Consider the following 16,791-nt stretch of genomic DNA (forward strand, 5'->3'; position numbering starts at 1 on the left):
GCCGGGTCCCGCCAGGTCCGGCCGGGCCGGACCGGTCTCCGGGAAGGTAGCGTCCGCGACGTGAGACGTCTCCTTACCCGCCTCTGGCGGCTCCTGCGCCCGCTGCAGAGCCGCATCATGTGGCTCCTGAACGCCAAGTTCGTCGTCGGCGTGACCGGTGTCGTGCGCGACGACGAGGGACGCGTCCTGCTGCTGAAACACCGGATGTGGCCGCCGGGCCGCCGGTGGGGGCTCCCCAGCGGTTTCGCGCACAAGGGCGAGGACTTCCGGGCCACCGTGGTCCGCGAGGTCAAGGAGGAGACCGGCCTCGACGTGGAGGTGGGCCGGCTGGTCATGCTGAACAGCGGCCTGCGCACCCGCCTCGAGGTGGCCTACGAGGCCCGGCTGCTGGGCGGCGAGCTGCGTCTGGACCCCTTCGAGATCCTCGAGGCCCGCTGGTGCGCCCCGGACGGCCTGCCCGAGGACGTCCAGCCGGTGTGCGGCCCGCTGATCCGCGGCGAGACGACGCCCTGAACGGCGGGCGGGACCGGACGCCCCCGCGAGCCCCGGCCCCTCCCGTTCCTCCCTCCCGTTCCTCCCTCCCGTTCCTCCCACCCGTCCCTCCCGCCCGGACGCCGCCGGTCAGCCCATGCTCTTCGCGCCGTCCAGGGACTCGCGGATGATGTCGGCGTGGCCGGCGTGCTGGGCGGTCTCGGCGATGACGTGCAGCAGCACCCTGCGGGCCGACCACCGCACGTCGCCCTCGAACCACGGGGCCTTCGGCAGCGGGTGCGCGGCGTCCAGGTCGGGCAGCGTGGCGATCAGATCGTCGGTACGGCGGGCCACCTCGGCGTAGTCGGCGAGGACGTCGGCCAGCGTCTCGCCGGGCAGCATCCGGAACTCGTCGGCCCGCCGGGCCCAGTCCTCCTCGGTCATGGCCGTGAAGTCCGGCATCGCCGACGGGCCGTCCAGGATGAAGTCCACCCAGCCCCGCTCCACCGAGGCCACGTGCTTGATCAGGCCGCCCAGGCAGAGCTCACTGGCGGTGGGCCGGAGCCCGGCCTGCTCGTCGGTGAGGTCACGGGTCGTGAAGCGCAGGAAGTGCCGGTGCTTGGCCAGCGTCTCCAGCAGATCGGCACGCTCCCCGGTGACGGCCGGGGCCTCTCCCTGGCCGTCGGTGGTCAGGTCACGGGTGGTGGACTCGTCGTAGGTCATGGTCTCCGCCTTCCGATGGGGCTGTTCCGCCGGTCGAGGACCACGTTAGGAACCATCTAGGTCAGAACAGGTCCTAGACGACGCGCCCAGGAGCCGAAACTCCCTGTCCCCTGTCCTTTGCCTGCCTCTGCCCCCTGGCCCCTGGCCCCTGGCCCCTGCCCCCGCCGAGCCGGTTCGCCTCGGGCGAGCCGGTTCAGCGGAAGGCATCGGCGTTCTCGGTGGCCCATTGTCCGAACGTCCTGGCCGGGGCGCCGGTGACCTGGGGGACGGTGTCCCGCACGGTGAGCAGTTCCTCGTTGACGTCGCCGCCCGTGATGTCGAGGATCGCGGCCGCGGCCTCGTCGCCCAGGAACGCCGCCATGTCCCGGAAGGCCTCCTCCCGCCCGGTCTCGGCGAACGGTATGTCCCTTCCCACCGCTTCCGCGATGGCTTCGAGCTGCTGCCGGGGCGTGATCCGCTCCGGCCCGGTCAGGGCGTAGGTCATGCCGTCGTGGCCGGGTTCGGTCAGTGCGACGCGGGCCACCGACGCGATGTCCGCGGGGTGGACGGTGGGCAGGCCGGTGTCGGCGTAGGGCAGTCGGACCGCCTGCCGGCCGCGTATCGCCCCCGCCCACCACAGCGCGTTGGACGCGAACTGGGTGGGCCGCAGGATCGTCCACGCCGTTCCGCTGTCCTTGAGCAGACGCTCGACAGCCAGGTTCTCCCTGGCAGGGCCCAGATGCGGGTGGCTCTGGACGGTGATGGACGACACCAGCACCACATGCTCGACGCCTGCTCGCCGGGCGGCGTCGAGGATCTCGGCGTCCGGGCCCATACGGGACAGCAGGAAGAGCGAGCGCACCCCTTCGAGCGCGGGCCCGAGCGAGGCGGGGCGCCCCGGGTCGCCCTCGACGGCCTCGACGCCCGCCGGAAGCGCGGCCCGCGCGACGTCGCGGGTGAGACCTCTCAACGGACCGACGCCCAGGCCCCGGAGTTCTTCCACCAGTGCGCTCCCTGTGTTTCCGGTTGCGCCGGTCACGAGGATCATGTGCGTGTCTCCCGCCGTCGGTTGCCGATCCGTACGGCGACGCTAGAACCTCGACCAAACTTGACGTCAACGAGCCGGACGGGCTCGACCGAGCGGCCCGATGACACCCAGGGCGCTTCTGCCCTCGATTCTCAGGACCTCCCCAGCCCCTCCGCCAGGCACCGAGCCCCGCACGACCAAGCCTCCGAGCGGCTTCGCCGTGCCGACGCGTGAACGAGCGGTCGGCCCCGGCGCCCGTCAAGGAGACCGCGCCGCTGTTCACACCCGCCGGTGGCCCACGGCCAGCAGGTGCGAACTCGCCGCCAGCAGCTCCGGGTAGGGCTCGGCCATACGGGCCGCGGTGAGGACCGACTCGAACAGGCTCGACTCGCGGAACGACCGGCCGGTGTTCCGCTCCGCCGCCGCCAGCAGGGACCAGGCGGGCCCCTCGATCCCGAAGACCTCGGCGTCCTCGAACCCCGCCGCCGCCACCTCGTCGCGCAGTTGCTCCCCGCTGTGGAAGTACGCCGTGGTGAAGGCCTTCCTCCCGTCGTGGATCTGGGTCGCGAGGATGGTTCCGATGCTGTCCCGCATCGACTCCTTGTGCAGGTGGGCATAGGCGGCGTGCTCGAAGAGGGACGCGAACCGGTTGATGCCGGCGACCGCCAGCAGCCCACCGGGCCCGAGCACCCGGCGCGCCTCCGCCAGCGCGCGGTCCCGGCCCGCCCGCTCCGGCAGGTGGTACATCGGGCCCAGCATGAGGACGACGTCGTAGGCACCGTCCTCGGCCGTGAGGTGCCGGGCATCGCCCAGCTCGACGGTCGCCCCGGTGGACGCCGCCTGTTCCACGTGGCGGGGAACGGGGTCGACGAGATGCACCTCGTACCCGTCCTCGACGAGCCACCGCGCATGTGTGCCGGGGCCGCCGCCGACGTCGAGCACCCGCGCCGGCGGCGAGGGGAGGTGGCGGCGCAACAACTCCTGCGTACGTACCATCTCCAGACGCCCGTCGGCGGTACTGACCAGCCGGTCCGCCTCGTCGACGGTCTCGCTGTAGAACCTCACGATCTCCGGCGTCACCTCAGGGCTCGTCATCCGTACATTCTTATGTCGAACCGGTGGACCGGTCCAGTGATCTCCGGTGATCTCCGGTGATCGGGGAAGGAGTGCCATGCCGCTGCTGAAGTACGAGCAGATCGCCGACGATCTGCGCACCCGCATCGCGAACGGCGAGTTCGGGCCGGGTGATCTCCTGCCGTCGGGCCGTGACCTGGCCGAACAGTGGAGCGTGTCGCGGGCCACCGTGGTCAAGGCGTACGACATCCTGCGCCACGACGGTGTCGTCGTCGCCCGGCAGGGGTCCGGCTTCCTCGTGACCCGGACGCCCGTCGCCCGTCCCGCCGGCGGACGTCGCGCGGGATCCACCCGCCTCGCGGGAGGGGCGCCGTACCGCCGCCTCGGCACACCGGACCGCACGGTGCCGCCCGCTCGCGTCGCCGAGGCCCTGGGGCTGGCCCATGGCGAGGAGGCCCTGCGGCGCGTTCGGCTCATGCTCCTCGACGACGGTTCCCCGCACAGTCTGGTGACCGCCTGGTTCCCGCCCTCGGTCGCGGACGCCGCGCCACGGCTGTCCGCGAAGGGGCCGATCACCGAGGGCACGACACATTACGTCCGCCGCGAGACGGGCCGCTTCCCCGTGGAAGGCGTCGACGTCACCACGGTACGGCTGGCCACGGAGGAGGAGGCGCGGCAACTGGGGGTGGAACGGCCCGCAGCAGTGGCCGTCGTCCTGCACACGGCGTTCGACGAACGGCATCACGCGCTGGTGTGCGAGGAGGGCGTCACCCCGTCCCACGTCTTCGAGCAGACCGACAACTACCCCATGGGTTAAAGGCGGGCCTCTCCCAACGAAGCAGCACAGGCAGTGATCGGGGTCCAGTGGAACCGCGCCCCTTCACCGTGGCGCACATGCTCCGGCAGACTGCGATCGTGGACAACCGACCGACGCCCGGTGCCCTCGCACCCCACCGTCACTCCTACCTCGAAGACGCTCTGGCATTGTTCGAGGCGGACCTCGACGCGGACGATCCGGCTCGTCGGCGAGCTGCGCAGCTCGCCAACCTGTGCATGCAGGTCTTCAGGGAGTACGCAAGGCTCATGCAAGAGGCGGACCAGCATCTGCCCGACGCAGCGCGAGAGCGAATCATCCCCGTACACATGGAGCGGTCCCTTGAGGGGCTTTCCCGCCTTGCGGAAATCCTGGACATCGATCTCGAATGAAGCCTGAGTAATCATCTGTTCGCTCCGTCAGGCGTTGGCCACCGCGACAGCGGTGAGACCTCGACCGGGCTTCGCGTCAACGAGTTCCGCGAGAAGTGACCCGTCAGCCTCGATCGTTGACGTTTCGCTTGACTGGACCGGTCCACCGGTCCAATCTGTGTGCATGCCCGGCGATGCCGCGAATGCCCTGCCGCTACGCGACACGTCGGAGAGACACGACAGTGAGACCCCGGCGACCGTCCGGCCGGCCCCGGGGCATGGCCACCAGCCGACTTCGAACGGAGCTGATGTCATGACCGGTGCTCTCTGCCGCTTTTTCATGTGGCTGAGCCCGCTGCTCCGCCCCGGCGGCACTCACCGGCGCACCGGCTTCCGTCCGACCGTCGCCACCGCAGCAGGCAACCCGCCGATACCGGACGACGCGGCTCTTCCCTCCCACCGCAGCCCCTACGGCCTGCCCACCGTCCTTGACGGCACCGAGACCGCGGCCGTACGCCCCTATGTCCTCGCGCCCGCTCCGTACAAGCTGGAGGCAGCCGCATGACGAAGCCCCGCGAGCCCCGCCTGCTCCCCTGGACCGGTCCCGAGGGCAAGCCCTGCTACCTGATCACCGACGACGACGGCGGTCCCGTCACGCGCCTGGCCGACGCCACCGAGTCCACCCAGCTCGGCATGGGCACCGAACTCCTCGCCCACGCCCGGGTCCTCCTCCCCGGCACCCCGCACGGCGAACTCCGCTACCTCGCCGAGCGGCTCACCGAAGCCCTCGCCGACGCGCTGCGGATCGCCGAGAGCCGAGGACGAAGATTGCGCAAGCTCAATTGAGCGGCCCGATGACACCCAGGGCACTTCTGTCCTCGGTTTTCAGGACCTCCCCAGCCCCTCAGCCAGCACCTCCGCCAGGTGGCGGCCTCGCACTCCCGCCAGTTGCTCCAGCTGGGTGCGGCACGAGAAGCCGTCCGCCAGGATCACCGCGCCGTCCGGTGCCCGGCGCACCGCCGGCAGCAACCGGTCCTCGGCGCAGGCGACGGACACCTCGTAATGCCCCTTCTCGAAGCCGAAGTTGCCCGCGAGTCCGCAGCAGCCGCCGGTCAGCTCGCCGGTGAGCCCGGCGGCGGCACGCAGCCGTCGGTCGGCCGCGTCGCCCAGGACCGCGTGCTGGTGGCAGTGGGTCTGGCCGGTGACCGGGCGGTCCAGGGCGGGCGGGGTCCAGTCGGGGGCGTGGCGTTCCAGGGTCTCGGCGAAGGTCAGGACGCGGGCGGCGAGGCGGGCCGCGCGCGGGTCGTCGTGGAGCAGCTCGGGCAGGTCCGTGCGCAGGGCGGCGGCGCAGCTCGGTTCCAGGACGACGACCGGCGCGGACGTCTCCAGCACCGGGGCCATCAGATCCAGCGTGCGGCGCATCACCGCACGGGCGCGGTCGAGCTGGCCCGTGGAGACGTACGTCAGGCCGCAGCAGACCCGGCCCCGGCGGGCGGTCGGCAGCGCCAGGGCCGACCTCGACGCACCGTCCCCGATCACCGCCCGCCCCCGCAGGGTCGGCGGCAGCACCACCCGCAGCCCCGCCGCCTCCAGCACCCGTACGGCCGCCCGGCCCACGGAGGGCGAGAAGTGCTCGGTGAAGGTGTCGGGCCACAGCACCACCAGCTCGCCCCCGCCGAGCGGTCCCCCGCGCCTGCGCCACCACCGGCTGAACGTCCGCCCCGCCAGCCGCGGCAGCTCCCGCTCCTCCGCGATGCCGCCGAGCCGCTTCGCCACCGAGGCCAACGGGCGTACGGACGCCAGCGCGTTGACGGCCGGGGCCGTACGGGTCCGGGCCGCCCAGCGCAGCCACTCCGGCAGCCGGCCCATGGAGTAGTGCGCGACCGGGCGACGGCGGCCGGCGTAGTGGTGGTGCAGGAACTCCGCCTTGTACGTGGCCATGTCGACCCCGACCGGGCAGTCGGAGCGGCAGCCCTTGCAGGACAGGCACAGGTCCAGGGCGTCCCGGACCTCCGTGGACCGCCAGCCGTCGGTCACCAGCTCGCCGGCGAGCATCTCGTGCAGCAGCCGGGCGCGTCCGCGCGTGGAGTGCTCCTCCTCGCCGGTCGCGCGGAAGGACGGGCACATCACCCCGGAACCGGTCACCGTCGTCGTACGGCACTTGGCGACCCCCACGCAGCGGCGCACCGCCGCCGAGAAGTCGCCCCCGTCGCCGGGGTAACCGAACTCCACGTCCACCGGCTCGCGCGGCAGGACGGCGAAGCGCAGGTTCGCGTCGAGCGGGGCCGGGCGGACCAGCATGCCCGGGTTGAGGAGGTCGTCCGGGTCCCAGATCCCCTTGGCGCGTTCGAAGAGGGCGACCGTCTCCTCGCCGTACATCCTCGGCAGCAGCTCCGCCCGCGCCTGCCCGTCCCCGTGCTCCCCGGACAGCGAACCGCCGTGCGCGACGACCACGTCCGCCAGCTCCTGCGAGAAGCGGCGGAAGCGGGCGACCCCGGCGTCCGTCAGCAGGTCGAAGTCGATGCGTACGTGGATGCAGCCGTCGCCGAAGTGCCCGTACGGGGTGCCGCGCAGGCCGTGGGCCGACAGCAGCGCGCGGAAGTCCCGCAGGTAGGCGCCCAGCCGCGCCGGCGGCACCGCGCAGTCCTCCCAGCCGGGCCACGCCTCCGCGCCGTCCGCCGTCCTGGTCGCCGTGCCGCTCGCGTCCTCCCGGATCCGCCACAGCGCCCGCTGCCCGGCCGGGTCGGTCACCACCAGCGCGTCCACCGCGTCGGCCGCCCGCACCACCGCCTCCGCGCGCGCCCGCGCCTGTGCCTCCGCGTCACCGCCCGTCTCCACGAACAGCCACGCCCCGCCCCGCGGCAGCCCCGCCGTGGACGGCACCAGGTCCGCCGCCATGCCCTCCACCGTCAGCGGCCCGAGCGGCAGCAGCCCGGCCGCGGCCTGAGCCGCCCCGGCCTCGTCGGCGTAGCCCAGCACCGCCAGCACACGTGCCCGCGGCGCCTCCACCAGCCGGACCACCGCCTCCGTCAGCACGCCCAGCGTGCCCTCCGAGCCGCAGAAGGAACGGGCCACGTCGGCGCCCCTCTCCGGCAGCAGCGCGTCCAGCGCGTACCCGGAGATGCGGCGGGGCAGGTCGGGGAAGCCGGTGCGCAGCCGCGCCAGGTCGCCGGTGACCAGCTCGCGCAGGCCCTCCGGTGCCCCGGCCCAGTCCCGGCCGAGCCGCAGGGAACGTCCCCGCGCGGTGAGCACCGACAGCTCCCGCACGCTGTCCGCCGTCGTGCCCCAGGCCACCGAGTGGGAGCCGCACGCGTTGTTGCCGATCATGCCGCCGAGCGTGCAGCGGCTGTGGGTGGAGGGATCGGGGCCGAAGCGCAGGCCGTGCGGGGCGGCGGCCTCCTGGAGACGGTCGAGGACCAGACCCGGCTGGACGACCGCCGTACGCGCCTGCGGATCGAGGGAGACCAGCCGGTTCATGTGCCGGGTGAAGTCCAGGACGACGCCCGTGCCGGTCGCCTGCCCGGCGATCGACGTGCCGCCGCCGCGCGGCACCACGGGGACGCCGTGCGCCCGGCACACCGACAGCACCGCGGCCACGTCGTCGGCGTCCCACGGCGCCACCACGCCGAGCGGCACCCGGCGGTAGTTGGAGGCGTCCATGGTGGTCAACGCCCGTGCGGTCGTGCCGAAGTCGACCTCGCCGCGCACGGCCGCGCGCAGTCCGCCCAGCAGGTCCCGGTGATCCGTCATGCCGCCAGGATGCCCCGCCGGGATCCGGTCACCGGCTACGCCCTGCACGTCGCGCGGTGTCACGGAAGGCCCGCATCACACGCCGGACGCGTCACATACCGATAACCGAACCGGAATCTTCCCAAGCTGATCACTAACTCTCATATAGTGACCGCCAGTTGTGCGCAGTTGACGGACCACGCTCAAAAAACGACCCTCTCATCCGGACCGGCAGCGCAGTGGACCCGCCCGAGGTCCGCGCGGACACGACGGTGCCCGCCCGCGGACCGGCCGAGGACCGACCGAGGACCCTGACAGATGACCTCTCCCCTGCTCCCCGGCGACCGCCCCGCCCTCCGCGGCGTGCTGCCCGTCCCCCTGCTCACCGCGGCACTCTCCGCGGCCGCGCCGGCGACATGCTGCTGCTCGGCCTGCAGGGCGCCAACTCCGACCCCCGGGTGCGGACCGACGGCTCGGCGCTGACCGGCAACAACAGCGCCCACTTCTCCTTCGGCCACGGGGAGCACCGCTGCCCGTTCCCGGCGCAGGAGATCGCCGAGGTCATCGCCCGGACCGGCATCGAGGTCGTCCTGGACCGGCTGCCGGACATCGACCTCGCGGTACCCGCCGCCGGGCTGACCCGCCGCCCGTCGCCGTGGCTGCGCGGACTGTCCGCGCTCCCGGTCACCTTCACACCCACTCCCGCCCTTGGAGGCACGCTCACATGACGACCGGCACGGACACCACGACGACGGACGGCACACCCGCGAACGGCACAGGCACACCCGCGGACGCCGCACAGCCCCGTATCGCCCTCGACCCCTTCGTCACCGACCTGGACGGGGAGAGCGCCGCGCTGCGGGCCGCCGGGCCGCTGGCCGCCGTGACGCTGCCGGGCGGCGTACCGGTGTGGGCGGTCACCCACCACGCCGAGGCGAAGAAGCTGCTCACCGACCCGCGTCTGGTGAAGGACATCAACGTCTGGGGCGCCTGGCAGCGCGGCGAGATAGCCCCCGACTGGCCGCTGATCGGACTGGCGAACCCGCCCCGCTCCATGCTCACCGTGGACGGCGCCGACCACCGCCGGCTGCGCACCCTGGTCGCGCAGGCTCTCACCCCGCGCCGGGTGGAGCGGATGCGGGAACGCGTCACGGAGCTGACCGAGGGCCTGCTGGACCAGGTGGCCGCCCTGCCCGGCGACACCGTCGACCTGAAGGCGGCGTTCGCCTACCCGCTGCCGATGTACGTCATCGCCGACCTGATGGGGCTGGAGGAGGAACGGCTGCCACGCCTGAAGGTGCTCTTCGAGAAGTTCTTCTCCACCCAGACCCCGCCCGAGGAGGTCATCGCGACGCTGACCGAACTGGCCGCGATCATGGCCGGGACGGTCGCGAGCAAGCGCGAGAACCCGGGCGACGACCTGACCTCCGCGCTCGTCCAGGCCTCGGAGGACGGCGACCGCCTCACCGACGAGGAGATCGTCTCCACCCTCCAGCTGATGGTGGCGGCCGGCCACGAGACGACGATCTCCCTCATCGTCAACGCGGTGGTCAACCTCTCCCTCCACCCCGAGCAGCGCGAACTGGTGCTGTCCGGCGAGGCGGAGTGGTCGGCGGTCATCGAGGAGACCCTGCGCCACTCCACGCCCACCTCGCACGTGCTGATCCGGTTCGCGACGGAGGACGTACCGGTCGGCGACAAGGTCCTCCCGGCGGGGGACGCGCTGATCGTGTCGTACGCGGCGATCGGCCGGGACGAGCGGGCGCACGGCCCGACGGCCGGCGTCTTCGACATCACCCGCGAGAGCGCCGACCGGCACATCTCCTTCGGGCACGGCCCGCACGTCTGCCCCGGCGCGGCCCTGTCCCGCCTGGAGGCCGGCGTGGCCCTCCCCGCCCTGTACGCCCGCTTCCCGCGGCTCGATCTGGCGGTCCCGGCGGACGAACTGCGCAACAAGCCGGTGGTCACCCAGAACGACCTGTACGAACTCCCGGTGCGACTCGGCGGCTGAACCGCCCGGGCGGTGGACGGACCCGCGTCCCCCACCGCCCGCCCACCGCTCACCGTCCGTCCACAGCCCGCCCACCGGGTGTCTCAGCGGACGGACGAGGTTTCGCCCGGGTTTCCCTCAGCCGATAGGCTCCCGCTCGTGGCTGAGATCCAGATTCCTGCTGACATCAAGCCCGCGGACGGTCGATTCGGCGCGGGTCCCTCCAAGGTGCGGGTGGAGGCGCTGGACGCCCTGGCCGCCACCGGTACGTCCCTCATGGGCACCTCCCACCGCCAGGCCCCGGTCAAGAACCTGGTCGGCAAGGTGCGCGAGGGCATCTCCGAGCTGTTCCGGCTCCCCGACGGCTACGAGGTGGTCCTCGGCAACGGCGGCTCCACCGCGTTCTGGGACGTCGCGACGCACGGCCTGATCGAGAACAGGTCGCAGCACCTCACCTTCGGCGAGTTCTCCTCCAAGTTCGCCAAGGCCGCCAAGCTGGCGCCCTGGCTGGCCGAGCCGGCCGTCGTCTCCGCCGACCCGGGCACCCACCCCGAGGCGCACGCCGAGGCCGGCGTGGACGTGTACGCGTTCACCCACAACGAGACCTCCACCGGCGTCGCCATGCCGATCAAGCGCGTGGCCGGTGCCGACGAAGGCGCCCTCGTGCTGGTCGACGCCACCTCCGGCGCCGGCGGCCTGCCCGTCGACATCGCCGAGACCGACGTCTACTACTTCGCCCCGCAGAAGTCCTTCGCCTCCGACGGCGGCCTGTGGATCGGCATTTTCTCCCCGGCCGCCATCGAGCGCGCCGAGCGGATCCACGCGAGCGGCCGGCACATCCCGGAGTTCTTCTCCCTGCCGACCGCGATCGACAACTCCCGCAAGAACCAGACGTACAACACCCCGGCGCTCGCCACCCTGTTCCTCCTCAACGAGCAGCTGGAGTGGATGAACGGCCAGGGCGGCCTGGACTTCACCACCGCGCGGACCAAGGACTCCTCGTCCCGCCTGTACGCCTGGGCGGAGGGCGCCAAGTACGCCACCCCGTTCGTCTCCGACCCGGCCAAGCGCTCGCAGGTCATCGGCACCATCGACTTCTCCGACGACATCGACGCCGCCGCCGTCGCCAAGGTGCTGCGCGCCAACGGCATCGTCGACACCGAGCCGTACCGCAAGCTGGGCCGCAACCAGCTGCGCGTCGCCATGTTCCCGGCGATCGACCCGGCGGACGTCGAGGCGCTGACCAAGTGCGTCGACTACGTGATCGAGAAGCTCTGACGAGCACCGCTCACATGCGGCGGCGAGGGCGCCCGGCACACCGCCGGGCGCCCTCGCCGTTCCCCGCTCCTACCGGCCGAGCCGCTGGTAGCGGCGTACCGCCAGCGGCAGGAAGACCGCCGTCAGCACCGCCGGCCACACGCCCGCCATCAGCAGCGCGTGCTGCTCCACCCACGAGTCGCCGCCGCCCGCCGGCGTGCCGAACAGCTCGCGGGCCGCGGCCGCCGTGGAGGAGACGGGGTTCCAGGCGGCCAGCCACCCCAGCCAGTCGGGCATGAGCTGCGGGGCGACCATGATGCTGGAGATCATCGTCAGCGGCATCGCCACCGCGAACAGGCCGCCCGCCGCCTCCGGGTTGGGCACCAGCAGCCCCAGCCACACCCCGGCCCAGATGAGCGCGAAACGCAGCCACAGCAGCAGTCCGAAGGCGGCGAGAAAGCCCCAGCCGCCGTCCGGGCGCCAGCCCATGGCCAGCGCGGTGAGCATCATGATGGCCAACTCCGCGCAGGCGACGACGAGATCGGTCACGCCCCGGCCGGCCACCACCGCCGAGGAGGCCATCGGCATCGAGCGGAACCGGTCGATGACGCCCTTGGTCGAGTCGTGGACGACGAGGGTCGCGGTGTTGACGAAGCCGAACGCCATGGTCATCACGAACATGCCCGGCATCAGGAAGTCCCGGTAGTCCCCGCCGCCCGGCACCTTCATCGCGCTGCCGAAGACATAGCCGTACAGCAGGACGGAGACGAGCGGGAAGCCGAGCTGCCAGGCGATGTTGACGGGCTGGCGGCGGTAGTGGGTCAGGCCGCGGCGGACGATGTTGCCGCAGTCGGCGAGCAGCCAGTACAGGCGGCCGTGGCCGCTCGCGCCGGCCGTCAGGTCGAGGGCGCTCATGCCGCCACCGCCTCCTTCTCCGTCGCCCCGCCCGTACTCGTACTCGTACGGGCACTGGTGCTCGTGCTCGTGCGGTGTCCGGTCAGGCGCAGGAACACGTCGTCGAGGCTCGGCCTGCGCAGGCCGATGTCCTCCACCCGGACGCCCTCGTCCTGCAGGGTGCGGGCCACCTCGGTCAGCGCGGCCACCCGGTCGGTGACCGGGGCGTGCACGCGCGGCGTCTCCTCGTCCGTCTCCGGTTCGCCCTCGCAGACGCGGGCGACGACCTTCACCGCCCGCGCCAGGTCGGCCCGTTCGGCGAGCACGACCTCGATCCGGTCACCGCCGACCAGGTCCTTCAGCCCGCCCGGGGTGTCGTCGGCGATGGCCCGGCCCTGGTCGATGACGGTGATGCGGGAGGCCAGCCTGTCCGCCTCCTCCAGGTACTGCGTGGTCAGCAGCACGGTCGTGCCGCCCGCCACCAGCGCCCGGACGCTGTCCCAGACCTCGCCGCGGCTGCGCGGGTCCAGGCCCGTCGTCGGCTCGTCCAGGAACAGGACGGACGGGCGGAGGATCATCGACGCGGCGAGGTCGAGCCGGCGCCGCATGCCGCCGCTGTAGGTGCCGGCGCCCCGGTCGGCGGCCTCCGTCAGATCGAACTGCTCCAGCAGCTCGGCGGCCCGGGCGCGGGCCCGCCGGCCGCCCAGGTGGAACAGGCGGCCGAACATCTCCAGGTTCTGCCGGCCGGTGAGCACCTCGTCCACCGCCGCGTACTGGCCGGTCAGGCCGATCCTCGCCCGCACCTCGCGCGGCCGGCGGGCGACGTCGGTCCCGGCGACCCGCGCCCGGCCGCCGGCCGGGCGGGTCAGCGTGGACAGGATGCGCACCGCGGTGGTCTTGCCCGCCCCGTTCGGCCCGAGCAGGCCGTGCACGGTGCCCTCGCGCACGGCCAGGTCGAAGCCGTCCAGGGCCCGTTTCCCGCCGTAGTGCTTCTCCAGGCCCTCGGCCAGCACGGCGAAACCGTCGCTCATGGGTTCCCCTCTCGATCCCCAAACTGGGTACACCGTACCCGATTGCGCGTACGGCGTACCCAGTTTTTTGGCCGCGGAACTAAACTGCCCCCATGACGAGCGGTACGGAGACGAGCGGCAGCGGCGACATCGCCCGGACCCTCGAGCTGTTGTGGGACACCGGCCGGCGGCCCGGCCGAGGCCCCAAGCCGGGGCTGACGCTGGAGCGGATCGTGGAGGCGGCCGTCGACATCGCCGACCGGGACGGGCTCGGCGCCGTCTCGATGCGCCGGATCGCCACCGAACTCGGCACCGGCACGATGTCCCTGTACCGCTACGTCCCCGGCAAGGGCGAGCTGCTGGACCTGATGCTGGACCGCGTCCAGCGCCTCTCACCGGAGCCGGTGGCCCCCTCGGGACCCGCGGGGACCTCTGGGACCGCCGGCTCCGGTGACGCCGGTGACTCCGGTGACGTCGGTGACTCCGGTGACGTCGGCTGGCGCGCGGCGCTGGAGGGCCTGGCCCACAGCGCGCTGGCCCTCTACCGGCGCCACCCCTGGCTGCTGCAGGTCAACCAGTCCCGCCCGGTCCTCGGCCCGAGCGCGCTGGACGGCATGGAGAAGGTGCTCGCCCTGATCAGACCGATGGGACTGCCCGACCCCGAGCTGGTCTCCGCCATCATCCTGATCGACGGGTACGTCGTCGGGGCCGCCCGGACGCGGGTGTACCAGGAGGAGGCCGAGCGCACCTCGGGGCTGACGGACGCGGAGTTCTGGGAGGCACAGCGGCCGGTCCTGGAGAAGGCCATGGGCAGCGGCCGCTACCCGGTCCTGGCCTCCCTGTCCGACGACGCCTTCGGCCCCGGCTTCGACCACTTCGAGTTCGGGCTGCGGCGCATCCTGGACGGGCTGGAGGTGCTGGTGGCCGCGCGGCGCGCGGCGGACGGCTCAGCGGCCGCGGGCCCGCCGCCGCAGCCGTAGCGCGAACAGGGCGGCGCAGGCGGCGACCAGGACGCCCCCGCCGACCGTGAGCGTGTCCCGGCCGGCGCCCTCGCCGGAAGCGGACGACGCGCCGCCCCCCGGGGCGTCCGCGTCTTCCCCGCCCCCGCCGCCGGCCCCGGGCACGTCCACGGCCCTGACCGGGCTGTTCGCCCCCTCCATCCCGAGCAGCAGCTTCTTGCCGTCGGTGGTGTAGGTGGCGGACTCCCCCTGCCCCAGGGGCACGCTGATCCGCCCCTCGCGCCGGAGCTTCCCGCCGTTCCAGGCGTACCAGATGCCGCCCAGATAGCCGCGGACGGCGAGCTGCTCGCCGTCCGGGGAGAAGGCGGCGTCCGTGGCCCACAGGTCGACGGGGACGGTCGGCCGGAAGACGTTGGTGCCGGAGGCGGACAGCTTCGCCGGGCCCTCGTACAGGTGCCCGCCGTCCTCGTTCTTGTCGATGATGTAGACGCGCCCGGTCTTCGGGTGGACGGCCAGCGACTCGGCGTCGCGGGCGCCGTCCGCGTACTTCACCACGTACTGCGTGGCCCTGACCGTCTGGTCCTTCAGCTCCTTCGGCTCGGGCAGCGCGTAGATCCACACGTGGGGCCAGGTGCCGCCGAGGTTGTCCCCGATGTCGCCGACGTAGATCCGGCCGTCCGGCCCGACGGAGACCGCCTCGACGTCCCGGGGGGTGCCGACGCCGGCCAGGGAGATCCGGGCGACGGTCTCGCCGGTGGCACCGTCCACGGCGTACAGGTAGGGGCCGGTGTCCTGGTCGTTGTGCGTCCAGTGGACGCCGGGGTGGAGGCGGGAGGCGGCGAGGCCGCTGGACTCGGTGATGCGCGGGTCCTTGACCGTGAACCCGTCGCTCCCGCCGGCGGCGTGGGCGGGCACGGCGAACGCGCCCGTGAGGAGGGCAGCGGCGAGGAGGGCGAAGGGTCGGCGCATGCGCCAAGCCTGCCATCCCGCGCGGGCGTTCACGTCGCCGGTCACCCTGCGTGGCCGGACTCACATCGCGGCGGCCAGGGCGATCGACCATGATGAGCGGATGCTCAGGTTCATGTTCGTCGGTGACTCCATGACGATCGGAAGCGCCGGCGAACACACGTGGCGCTACCGGCTGTGGCGGCACCTGCGCGACACGTACGGCCGCTCCTTCACCTTCGTCGGCCCGCGTGAGGCGCTGCACGACCCGTCGACGGACGAGTCCGCCTCGTACGCCTACGCCGACCCGGACTTCCCCCGCGCCCACCTGGCCGGCTGGGGCGAGGGCTGGCACCACATGACGCCGCTGATCGGCGAGGCGGTCCGCGCCCACCGCGCCGACGTGCTCCTGGTCTCCCTCGGCCTGATAGACCTCGGCTTCTACACCAACCCGGAGCAGACCGCGGACAACGTCCGGACCTTCGTCGCCGGGGCCCGCTCGGCGAACCCGCGCATCCGCACGGCCGTCATGCCGGTGCTCACCAACATACGGGCCGAGGAGGACCCGGCGTTCGCCGGACAGGTCGCCCGCTTCAACGACCTCCTGGCGAAGACGATCACCGACCTCGACGAACCGGGCTCCCCCCTCCTCCTCGTCCCGCCACCGGCGTCGTACGACTTCCACGTCGACACCTACGACGGCACGCACCCCAACGCGAGCGGCGAGCACAGGATCGCGGGCGCGTTCGCGAAGACGCTGCACGAGGAGTGGGGACTGGGCGGGCCCTACGCAGCGGCCGCCTCGTAGGCGACGCCTCTGGCATATGCGCGTTCTCCCGTGTCCTGGTCGCCGTGCGTATCGTTGTACCGCGCGGCTGCTCCCGCCCGTGGGACGGCCGGGGAGGAGCGCCACGATGACCGTCCTTGACGACAGGACCGCCATGGCCGACGCCAACACCAAGCGCTTGGACGAGTGGTTCGAGCGGCTGGAGCGGATGCCCGTCCCCGAAGGCTTCAGGGTCGAGATCGTCGGGGGCAACGTCCACATGACACCGCAGCGCGACACGCATTGGGCGATCATCTTCCGCATCGCACGAGCCGTCGCCGACCGGTTCGGTGAGGACGCCAAGATCTTCTCGGACGTCCGCATCGACTTCCCCGGCCATGAGAACGGCTTCTGTCCGGACATCGCCAAGCTCCGCGACGGAGCGGTGCAGGACGACACGGGCCACTGGCGTCACCAAGACGTCGAGTTCGTCGCCGAGGTCATCTCCCAGGGCACCGCCGCCAACGACTACGGCCCCAAGAAGCTCGCCTACGCCGCGGCCGAGGTCCCCCTCTACCTCATCGCCGACCCCTACCAGGGCCGCTGCCACGTCTTCTCGCACCCGAAGGACGGCGACTACACCACCGAGACCCGGGTCGCCTTCGGTCAGGACCTGGACCTCACCGACACCGTCCTCGGCCTGACGCTCCCCACCGCCGGCTTCCCCCGCGACTGACCGACCGGACCCTCTTGCCTGGAGCCCACTCCAGGACGTTGGCTTG

The 16,791-nt window shown here is 72.6% G+C and carries 17 protein-coding genes and 1 pseudogene; 11 read left to right on the forward strand and 7 right to left on the reverse strand.

Going from position 1 to position 16,791, the window contains the following annotated elements:
* Positions 1–60: 60 nt before the first annotated feature.
* Positions 61–513 (forward strand): NUDIX domain-containing protein, encoded by a 453-nt coding sequence (locus tag ACFYOJ_RS05460; RefSeq protein WP_356553431.1) that lies wholly within the window; start codon positions 61–63, stop codon positions 511–513.
* 108 nt (positions 514–621) lie between these two features.
* Here the strand turns inward: ACFYOJ_RS05460 and ACFYOJ_RS05465 are convergent, their stop codons facing one another.
* From ACFYOJ_RS05465 to ACFYOJ_RS05475, 3 genes are all read right to left on the reverse strand, one after another.
* Positions 622–1,194, reverse strand: a complete 573-nt coding sequence (locus ACFYOJ_RS05465; RefSeq protein ID WP_356553429.1) for a DinB family protein — start codon at positions 1,192–1,194, stop codon at positions 622–624.
* Between the two features lie 193 nt (positions 1,195–1,387).
* A complete protein-coding gene (locus ACFYOJ_RS05470) occupies positions 1,388–2,221 on the reverse strand; it encodes an NAD(P)H-binding protein (protein WP_356553427.1) in 834 nt (277 codons plus the stop codon).
* A 258-nt stretch (positions 2,222–2,479) separates the two neighbouring features.
* Entirely contained in the window at positions 2,480–3,295 is an 816-nt protein-coding gene (locus tag ACFYOJ_RS05475) for a methyltransferase domain-containing protein (RefSeq protein WP_356553425.1), read from the reverse strand.
* A 76-nt stretch (positions 3,296–3,371) separates the two neighbouring features.
* On the opposite strand from ACFYOJ_RS05475, the gene ACFYOJ_RS05480 reads away from it, so the two are divergent.
* The 4 genes from ACFYOJ_RS05480 to ACFYOJ_RS05495 all read left to right on the forward strand — a co-directional run bounded on the left by ACFYOJ_RS05480 (position 3,372) and on the right by ACFYOJ_RS05495 (position 5,305).
* Positions 3,372–4,091 (forward strand): GntR family transcriptional regulator, encoded by a 720-nt coding sequence (locus tag ACFYOJ_RS05480; RefSeq protein ID WP_356553424.1) that lies wholly within the window; start codon positions 3,372–3,374, stop codon positions 4,089–4,091.
* A gap of 98 nt (positions 4,092–4,189) precedes the next feature.
* Positions 4,190–4,480, forward strand: a complete 291-nt coding sequence (locus ACFYOJ_RS05485; protein ID WP_356553423.1) for a hypothetical protein — start codon at positions 4,190–4,192, stop codon at positions 4,478–4,480.
* 292 nt (positions 4,481–4,772) lie between these two features.
* The gene (locus tag ACFYOJ_RS05490; protein WP_356553422.1) at positions 4,773–5,024 is read left to right on the forward strand and encodes a hypothetical protein; all 252 of its coding nucleotides are present in this window, start codon (positions 4,773–4,775) and stop codon (positions 5,022–5,024) included.
* Entirely contained in the window at positions 5,021–5,305 is a 285-nt protein-coding gene (locus ACFYOJ_RS05495) for a hypothetical protein (protein ID WP_356553420.1), read from the forward strand. The genes ACFYOJ_RS05490 and ACFYOJ_RS05495 overlap by 4 nt, the downstream gene beginning before the upstream one ends.
* Positions 5,306–5,344: 39 nt before the next feature.
* Here the strand turns inward: ACFYOJ_RS05495 and ACFYOJ_RS05500 are convergent, their stop codons facing one another.
* Complete coding sequence (locus tag ACFYOJ_RS05500) at positions 5,345–8,209, reverse strand: FAD-binding and (Fe-S)-binding domain-containing protein (protein WP_356553419.1); 2,865 nt, start codon at positions 8,207–8,209, stop codon at positions 5,345–5,347.
* Positions 8,210–8,577: 368 nt separating this feature from the next.
* Here ACFYOJ_RS05500 and ACFYOJ_RS05505 point away from each other — a divergent pair.
* The 3 genes and pseudogenes from ACFYOJ_RS05505 to serC all read left to right on the forward strand — a co-directional run.
* Positions 8,578–8,916: pseudogene (locus ACFYOJ_RS05505) on the forward strand (cytochrome P450); the annotation flags it as partial.
* Positions 8,913–10,199, forward strand: coding sequence for a cytochrome P450 (locus tag ACFYOJ_RS05510; protein ID WP_356553417.1), 1,287 nt, complete (start codon positions 8,913–8,915; stop codon positions 10,197–10,199). The pseudogene ACFYOJ_RS05505 and the gene ACFYOJ_RS05510, both read left to right, overlap by 4 nt.
* Positions 10,200–10,337: 138 nt before the next feature.
* Positions 10,338–11,456, forward strand: coding sequence for a phosphoserine transaminase (gene serC / locus ACFYOJ_RS05515; protein WP_356553415.1), 1,119 nt, complete (start codon positions 10,338–10,340; stop codon positions 11,454–11,456).
* Between the two features lie 69 nt (positions 11,457–11,525).
* Here serC and ACFYOJ_RS05520 read toward each other — a convergent pair whose 3' ends face one another.
* Together ACFYOJ_RS05520 and ACFYOJ_RS05525 are read right to left on the reverse strand one after the other, a co-directional pair.
* Positions 11,526–12,350: an ABC transporter permease gene (locus ACFYOJ_RS05520; protein WP_356553414.1), complete on the reverse strand. Its 825-nt coding sequence runs from the start codon at positions 12,348–12,350 to the stop codon at positions 11,526–11,528.
* Entirely contained in the window at positions 12,347–13,360 is a 1,014-nt protein-coding gene (locus tag ACFYOJ_RS05525; protein WP_356553412.1) for an ATP-binding cassette domain-containing protein, read from the reverse strand. The genes ACFYOJ_RS05520 and ACFYOJ_RS05525 overlap by 4 nt, the downstream gene beginning before the upstream one ends.
* Positions 13,361–13,452: 92 nt before the next feature.
* Here ACFYOJ_RS05525 and ACFYOJ_RS05530 point away from each other — a divergent pair, with 92 nt between their 5' ends.
* The gene (locus ACFYOJ_RS05530; RefSeq protein WP_356553410.1) at positions 13,453–14,319 is read left to right on the forward strand and encodes a TetR/AcrR family transcriptional regulator; all 867 of its coding nucleotides are present in this window, start codon (positions 13,453–13,455) and stop codon (positions 14,317–14,319) included.
* Here ACFYOJ_RS05530 and ACFYOJ_RS05535 read toward each other — a convergent pair.
* Positions 14,287–15,267, reverse strand: a complete 981-nt coding sequence (locus ACFYOJ_RS05535) for a WD40 repeat domain-containing protein (protein ID WP_356553409.1) — start codon at positions 15,265–15,267, stop codon at positions 14,287–14,289. The genes ACFYOJ_RS05530 and ACFYOJ_RS05535 overlap by 33 nt on opposite strands.
* Positions 15,268–15,367: 100 nt before the next feature.
* On the opposite strand from ACFYOJ_RS05535, the gene ACFYOJ_RS05540 reads away from it, so the two are divergent.
* Entirely contained in the window at positions 15,368–16,051 is a 684-nt protein-coding gene (locus ACFYOJ_RS05540; RefSeq protein ID WP_356553408.1) for an SGNH/GDSL hydrolase family protein, read from the forward strand.
* Positions 16,052–16,157: 106 nt separating this feature from the next.
* Positions 16,158–16,745 carry a Uma2 family endonuclease gene (locus tag ACFYOJ_RS05545; RefSeq protein ID WP_356553406.1) on the forward strand — a complete coding sequence of 196 codons (588 nt, stop codon included), beginning with the start codon at positions 16,158–16,160 and terminating at the stop codon, positions 16,743–16,745.
* The last annotated feature ends 46 nt before the right edge of the window (positions 16,746–16,791 follow it).

The organism is Streptomyces sp. NPDC006384 (genome assembly GCF_042870695.1).
In the GTDB taxonomy this organism is placed as follows: domain Bacteria; phylum Actinomycetota; class Actinomycetes; order Streptomycetales; family Streptomycetaceae; genus Streptomyces.